General features: G+C 50.1%; 2 protein-coding genes. Both read right to left on the reverse strand.

The window, feature by feature from the left end; all coding sequences use genetic code 11:
- On the reverse strand, positions 1-3,121 hold a 3,121-nt coding region (locus OEZ43_21825; GenBank protein ID MDH5548219.1), incomplete at its 3' end, for an amino acid adenylation domain-containing protein.
- Between the two features lie 64 nt (positions 3,122-3,185).
- Positions 3,186-8,280 (reverse strand): amino acid adenylation domain-containing protein (locus tag OEZ43_21830; GenBank protein ID MDH5548220.1); only part of this gene is annotated, 5,095 nt, incomplete at its 5' end.

Consider the following 8,280-nt stretch of genomic DNA (forward strand, 5'->3'; position numbering starts at 1 on the left):
TGCGTGGCGCGACATACTCATGAGCGGAAGTGATAACGCCAGGAACAGGCAAGGCCTTGCGATTGAGTTTGCCACTGGTTGTCAACGGCATTTGGGCCAGCGAAGTGTAAGTCGTTGGCAGCATGTAATCGGGTAATTGTTTTTGTAAAAAGGTTTTCAGTGCCTGATTGTCAAGCGTTTCATCCTGATTTTGCCACACGATATAGGCGGCCAGCTGTGTCAGGCCGGGCCTGTCTTCGCGCAACAGTACGGCGGCTTCACTGATAGCAGGGTGTAGACATAAGGCCGCTTCTATCTCGCCAAGCTCAATACGTAAGCCTCGGAGTTTGACTTGGTGGTCAATGCGTCCGAGGTACTCAATGTTACCGTCTTCAAGATAACGCGCACGATCACCGGTTTTATACAGGCGCTCGCCCTGATTACCGAAGGGGTGAGGGATAAACGCTTGAGCGGTTAACCCGGGACGGTTGATATACGCCCGTGCCAGACCGATTCCGCCAAGATAGAGCTCGCCGGGTACGCCGACGGGAAGCGGATTAAGATACGAGTCCAGAATATAGGTTTGGGTATTGGCGATGGGTTTTCCAATAGGCACCCGCAACGGGTCGGCCTGTGCGGAACAGTTCCAGGCCGTTACATCAATAGAGGCCTCTGTGGGACCGTACAAGTTGTGCAGATCGGCACTGAGTAGCGTTTGACAGCGTTGTTGCAAGGCCGGCGTTAAGGCCTCTCCGCTACAAATAATTCGCTGTAGTGATGTCGCGCTGTCCGCGGGTAATTGCTCGAGAAAGACCTGAAGCATAGACGGCACAAAGTGAATCGTGGTAATGCGCTGTTGATCAATGATGTGGCTGAGATACGCCGAGTCTTTATGTCCATCGGGTCTGGCCACGACCAGACAGGCACCGGTGATGAGCGGCCAGAAAAACTCCCAACCCGACACGTCGAAGCTGAACGGTGTTTTCTGCAACACGCGGTCATGGGGGCGCAGCCTAAAGTGATCTTGCATCCACAGCAGGCGGTTGCGAAGGCCGGCGTGAGAAATAGCGACGCCCTTAGGTTGACCGGTGGAGCCGGAGGTGTAGAGGACATAGGCCAGGTTGTCGGGTGCGGGAGTAGGCAAAACGACGACGCTGGCGTCCCGAATTTGAGGCCAGAGCGTGTCGACACAAACAGGGTCGACCGCGAGTGCAGGTAAGGTGGTGAGCAAATGCTGTTGCGTGAGCAGTAGCGGGGCTTGCGTGTCCTGCAGGATAAACTGCAAGCGTGCTGTAGGGTATTCAGGATCAAGCGGCACATAGGCGCCGCCAGCCTTGAGAATACCCAACAGGGCGACGACCATATCGAAGGAGCGTTCCATACACACGCCGACCAGGACATCAGGGCCGACTCCTTGTGCGCGTAAATAATAGGCAAGCTGATTGGCGCGTCTGTTGAGTTGGGCGTAAGTCAGGGATTGATCTTCAAATACCACGGCGAGTGCATCAGGCGTATGCGCGGCATGTGCATCGAGCAAGGTATGCAGATAGGGCGTGACCGGATAGGTGACAGAGGTGTCGTTCCAATCGAGCATTTTCTGTTGCCACTGTTCCTTGTCCAAAAGCAGCAAATCACTGAGACGTGCATGAGGATTGGCCACGACCTGTTCGAGTAATTGACCGAACATGTTCGTCCAGTGTTCTATAGTTTTTGCATCAAACAGATCCTTATCGTACTGCCAGCTTCCTTTAATGCCTTGAGGCGATTCGACTAGAAAGAGTTCTAAGTCGAAGCGAACTATGGGGTTGGGCGTATCCACGTTTTGGAGTTGTAGTTCGCCTTCCTTGAGAGACGGTTTCGGTGCGTTTTGCAAACCAAAAAGTACTTGAAATAGCGGAGAATAGCTCATTTCCCGCTCAACATTCAGGCTGTCAATAAGTTGTTCAAAAGGGAGATCTTGATGTGAATAGCTGTCAAGTATGGTATGTCTGGTTTTGGATAGCAGTTCTGTGAATGAAGGATTGTCATCCATAGATGTACGAATAACCAAAGTGTTGGCAAAAAAACCAATTAGTGGTTCCAGTTCACTATGGCGTCGGTTAGCGATAGGTGTGCCGACGCATATGTCAGACTGGTTGCTGAGTTTTGATAGTAAAACATGCAAGGCGGTCATCAATGTCATAAACAGAGTTGCACCTTGTTGTAAACTGAGTTTGCTGAGTTTCTGGCTTAGAGCACTTGGCAGATTAATCGGGAGTGAGGCGCCTCGATACCCCTGTACAGAGGGGCGTGGTCGGTCAGTCGGAAGTTCCAGTAGTTGAGGTGCACTTTCCAATTGATTTTTCCAATAGGACAACTGCTGCTCTAATACTTCGCCTTTTAACCAGTTGCGTTGCCAATAGGCAAAATCTGCGTATTGTATTGCCAGCGGTGGTAATGGATTTGGTGCATTATGTGTGAAGCTGGTGTATAAAATTGACAATTCCCGTGTAAGAACTCCCATCGACCAACCATCCGAAATGATATGATGCATGCTAAGTATCACTATATGATGGGTAGGACTCAAACGAAGCAACGTAGTACGAAAGAGAGGACCTTTGCTGAGATCAAAGATTGTACAAGACTCGGCTTTGACAAGTTGATACATGTGCGCTTCAGCATCGCGTTCATTTAAATCACTCAGGTCAATAATTGGAAGTGCTAAACCGCTTGGTGGGTCTATAACCTGTCTCGGAGTTCCTTCGTCGTTAACAAAAACCGTACGCAAAGCCTCGTGTCGAGCAACGACAGTAGTAAACGTTCTATGCAGTGCAGCGATATTTAATGGGCCACTTAAACGTACCGGCATGTGTATGTTATACAGAGAATTATTTGGAAGTAGCTGGTCTATAAACCAAAGTCGTTGTTGAGCAAATGATAATGGAATTTTGTCATCAGAGGACACAGGCCTTGTGGTGATTGCAGATTTTTCGTTTGTCGCTTCATTTAGAAAATCTATGATTTCACTTTTTCTATTTTTAATCTCATTATATATTTCTGTGGGGATAACGCCGTTTGGCGCCAGGCAACGAAGCATCCCGTTATCTAGATACAATCTAATTCCATTCTTTTGAACTTCATTTATTAACTTCAATATACTCATAAAATCCTCATACGATCTATCTTACAGCTATTGCATGCGAGTATTAGCCCATATATAACGGCAGCTAGAATTCAATTTCCCGGTAGTTTTCTTCCGTGGCTACACTCGTGCTATCAGTGGCATCTTGCTTTACCTGCTCAACCGTTTTTATATAAGTTGCGACTGTTTCAACGGTTGGGCTTTCAAATAAAACACTTAATTTAAGTTCGACATTTAGTTGATTTTGTATTTTAGAAATTACCTGGGTAGCCAATAATGAATGCCCGCCTAATTCGAAGAAATTATCATGTACTCCTACCTGTTCAACTTTGAGAACCTCGCTCAAAATATCAGCGAGTGCCTGTTCTACTGAGTCCCGGGGCGCAACAAATTGTGTGGAGTTGGTATTTAACTTGAGTGACAGCAAAGCATTGCGATCAAGCTTTCCATTTTTTGTCAGCGGTATGTGTTCGATTTCGCTGAACGATGCAGGCACCATGTAGTGCGGTAAATATGTCTGAATAAAACTTCTTAGCGTGTGAGATTCAGGCAAGTGTGCGCCGGGCTCCGCAACGATATAGGCGTGTAAACGACCCTCACCGGGCGCGTCTTTCTGTAGCAACACAGCGGCTTCACGAATATCCGAGTGGGTGCGCAACACAGTTTCGATTTCACCGAGCTCGATACGAAAACCTCGAAGTTTAACCTGAAAGTCAATTCGTCCGTGGTATTCAAGATTTCCGTCAGGCAAATAGCGCGCAGTGTCGCCGGTTCGATACATACGTGCACCGGGGTTCGAGTTAAATGGATTTGGCAAAAACTTTTCTGCTGTAAGTCTCGGTTGGCCGAGATAACCCCGCGCGACACCTGTTCCGCCAACATAAAGTTCACCGATGACACCGGGAGGAACAGGATTAAGGTTTGTGTCGAGTAGATATACAGTAACATTTTGAATGGGGCGTCCAATTGGGGGGATCGTTTCACTGCCGTCGCATTGGGCAAAGGAAACACATATGGTATTTTCGGTTGGACCATATGCGTTAATAAATCGAAGATACGGTGCCCACTGTTTTGTGATTGCCGGTGGGCACGCTTCGCCAGCGGAAATAAGCGTTTTTAAATCAGGCAGCGTTTGTTTTGATCCCGCCGATAGTAATACGGAAGGAGGTATAGTCGCCAATGTTACATGTTGCGAACGCATCCACTCTACGATTTGCTCTGTAGACAGACGCTGATTCTGGTTGGCAATGCAAAGCGTTCCCCCGGCAACTAACGTGCTAAAGGTTTCCCAAACAGATCCATCAAAAGCAACAGAGAAAAACTGAAGAGTGCGTGTGTCTTTGGTGATTTCAAAGTTGCAAATTTGAGATTGAACCAGGTTGCATAGACTGCCGTGTTGATTCAACACGCCCTTGGGCTTGGCCGTCGAACCAGAGGTATAAATAACATATGCAAGATTCTGCGGTGTTGTGCGATTTTCAGGGTTTTTCGTAGAATATTCAGCGATTTCGCTCCACAGAGTATCGAGCACGATTTCTTTGTAACCCAGTCGATTAATTACACGAGTAGGTAAATCCGGTAGTGATGATAGCAAGTCCTTCTTCGTGATCAGGAGTTTAACGCTCGCATCCTGCAACGTGTTCATTATTCGATCCTGAGGATAGTCTGGATCTATTGGGACGTAAGCGCCTCCGGCTTTCAGCGTACCTAGTATGGCCACGAGTATGTCGAGTGAACGTTCCAGACAGATGCCAACTAAATTGTCAGCAACAACGCCTTGCTTTCGCAGATAGTGTGCTAGTTGATTGGCACGTGCATTTAGTTCTCCATATGTTAGAGATTCATTTTCAATTATGGCAGCGAGCGCATTGGGTGATTCTTCACATTGTTTTTCGATTAGCTGATGTATGCAACTGCTATCTGGGTAAGACGCGGACGTGTTGTTCCAATCCACAAGTAGTTGTTGATGTTCATGTTCTGTCAGTAAGTCAAGTTCTCCTAATTTGGCGGATGATTTAGAGACAAATTGTTTAAATGCCTGTTCAAAGTGCATCGCAATATTTTCTATCGTCTTCAAATCAAAATGCTGTTCATCAAATTCGTAGTTTATTATAAGACGATCCCCTGGAGCGATCTGCAATGCCAGAGGGTAATTGGTCTGTTCATGTAGTTGGAATGGTTTTATTTTGATGCGTTCGTTTGTGTTTGGGATTGCATTGAGCTCTTTATTCACCTGGTAGATGGTGTTGTCTACAGGGTAGTTTTCGAAAACCATCAGTGTATTAAAGAGTTTTTGTCCAGGAGTTACGTCACTCCAGGTTTGTATTTGTGCAAGTGGCGTAAAGTCGTATTCGCGAAGCGCAGAATTGTGGACTTGTAGTTCACTTAGCCAAGGAACCAATTCCGTATCGCTATTGAGTTGTACGCGTAACGGTAAGGTATTTATGAATAGCCCTATCGTAGACTCAACTCCCTGCAAATCAGTAGGACGCCCGGCAACCGTAATACCGAAACAAACATCGGAACTTTGACTATATTGTTGTAAAAGCAAAGCCCATGCACCTTGAACCACGGTATTGAGTGTTAACTGATGAGTTTGAGAAAACGCCTTAATGTCACTAGTTAACTCTTCAGAGAGTTTGGTTTTGTGGTTAATGTAAAGGTGATGTTGCGTTGTTGCATTTACCTGTTTGTGCGTACCTAACTCAGTGGGATTAGCGAATCCGTCCAGCTCATTTCTCCAAAATGATTCTGCACCGGCATGGTCTCGCTGCTGTAGCCAGGCAATATAGTCACGGTAGGAACGAGAATATGGAAGTTGAGGTTTTTTATCTTTACACAATGCTTCGTAGTTGACGAATACCTCGGGCAAAAATCGAGAGAAACTCCAACCATCCATCAATAGATGGTGGAAACTCAGTACGAAGTAATGGCTCTCATCATCGGTTTGTAGTAGCGCCAGGCGTAGCAAGGGCGGAGCTTTGAGATCAAAGCCGCAACTAATATCCTCTTCTAAAAAGACTTGTAGTTGTGCGGCTTGTTCCTCGTGAGATTTGTCTCGCCAGTCGGCCGTGTATAACGGCACATCAACTTCACGTTGCACGAGTTGTAAAGGTTGTTCGAGCCCGTCATAGATGAACGCGGCCCGCAAACTGGCATGGCGATTAACCGTCAGATGCCAAGCCCTTTTGAAAGCATTTAGATCAATTGCTCCCTCTATCGTACAGGCGAACTGGTGAAAATAGACGCCAGAGTTTGGCGCGTAGAGAGTGTGAAACATAAGACCCTGCTGTAGTGGCGACAACGGATAGATGTCGTCCAGCGTCGGCGTCCGCGCATAGATGGCATCAAGTGCTGTCTGGTCGAGGTGCGCCAGGGGGAAGTCGGAGGGTGTGTACCCACCGGCGTGTTCAGCGGTGCAATGATTAATGAGTCGTTGCAACTGCGCGAGGTAGTCCTTGGCCAGCGTTTCGATGGTGTGCGCGTGATGGAAGTGGGTGCTGTAGCTCCAGTGCAGGTGCAGTTTCCCGCCCGCAATATGGGCACTGACATCGATCAAGTGAGCACGGCGGCTGTTCGGATCATGATCAGGCCCCTTGGCCTCCGGCGCGGGGGTAAAGGGCACGTCCTTCGACAAGGCGACATCGACCTGCCCGAGGTAGTTAAAGCTGATGTTGGCCTGGGGCAGTGCGTCGTCGTTGTTGATGGCGGTATCGTTGTTGTCAGCGAGGTAGCGCAAGACACCAAAGCCGATGCCCTTGTTGGGGATCGCCCGCAGGTGTTCCTTATTGGCCTTGAGCAGCGCGGCAATGCCGTCATCGGTGTCGGTCGCTTCACGACCGTGTAACAAGACCGGGAAGATCGACGTAAACCAGCCGACGGTGCGCGACAGATCGAGCTCCTCGAACAAGGGCTCACGGCCATGGCCCTCGAGATCGACGAGCACGCGGTCGTGGCCACTCCACTGACACAAGGTCATGGCCAATGCGCTGAGCAAGACATCGTTGATCTGGGTGCGATAGGCCGTTGGCACGCGATGGAGCAAGGCCTCGGTGTGTTGCGCGGCCAGGGAGAGCGAAGTGGTTTGCACCGAGGCGACGGTGTTGCGGTCGCGATCGAGGTCGTCGTCGGCCACATCAAGTGGCAAGCGCGCGGCCTCGGGCCGGTGCAGGGTGAGCCAGTAGTCGCGCTCGGCGAGTAAGGCATCGGATTGGGCATAGTCGTGCAGCTGTTGCGCCCAGTGTTTAAAGGCGGTGGTTTTGGCGGGTAACACCACGGGCTGTCCCTGGAAACAGGCCTGGTAGGCCTGATACAAATCGTCGAGCAGGATACGCCAGGAGACGCCATCGATGACCAGATGATGACAGGTAATGAACAGGCGCGGTGACTGTTGCTGGCCGAGTTGGAACAGGGCACAGCGCCACACGGGGCCGTGCTGGAGATCGAAGCTGGCCTGCAGCGCGGAGCAGGCATCGGTGATGGCCTGGGCGTGTTGCGCGTCGGGTAAGTCACTGAGATCAAACAAGGAAAAGACCGCGTGGGATTCCACGGCGTCATTGTATTGCTGCCAGCCGTGTGCGTCGTGGGAGGTGAAGCGCAGGCGCAAGGCGTCGTGGTGTTTGCAAAGGTGGTCCACGGCCTGAGCCAGGTGTTGGGGTGCAAACGGGGCATGGACCTCGAGCAAAAAGGACTGGTTCCAATGCTGGGGTTGGGGCGGCTGCTGGTCGAAGAACCAGTGCTGAATCGGCGTCAGCGGCAGTTCACCGCTGACGATGCCCTGTTCGGCCTGCGTCGTGGAGACGGTGTCGGCAACGGTGGCCAACTCGGCGATGCATTGGTGTTCGAACATCTGGCGGGGGGTGAGTTTAATCCCGGCCTGATTGGCCCGTGCGATGATCTGGATACTGATAATGGAATCGCCGCCGAGGGCAAAGAAGTTGTCGTAAATGCCGACGCGCTCGCGTTTCAAGACCTCGGCCCAGAGGGAGGCCAGTGTTTGTTCCATGGCATTGCGCGGGGCGACATAGTGATGATCGGAGGTTAAGGCCTCGGGTGCGGGCAGTTGTCGGTGATCGAGCTTGCCATTGGGGGTCAAGGGCATGGCGTCGAGGGAGACAAAGGCGACGGGCACCATATAATCGGGCAATTGGGTACGTAGAAACTGTTGCAGGGCCAGGTCG

Source organism: Gammaproteobacteria bacterium (assembly GCA_029881255.1).
In the GTDB taxonomy this organism is placed as follows: domain Bacteria; phylum Pseudomonadota; class Gammaproteobacteria; order S012-40; family S012-40; genus JAOUMY01.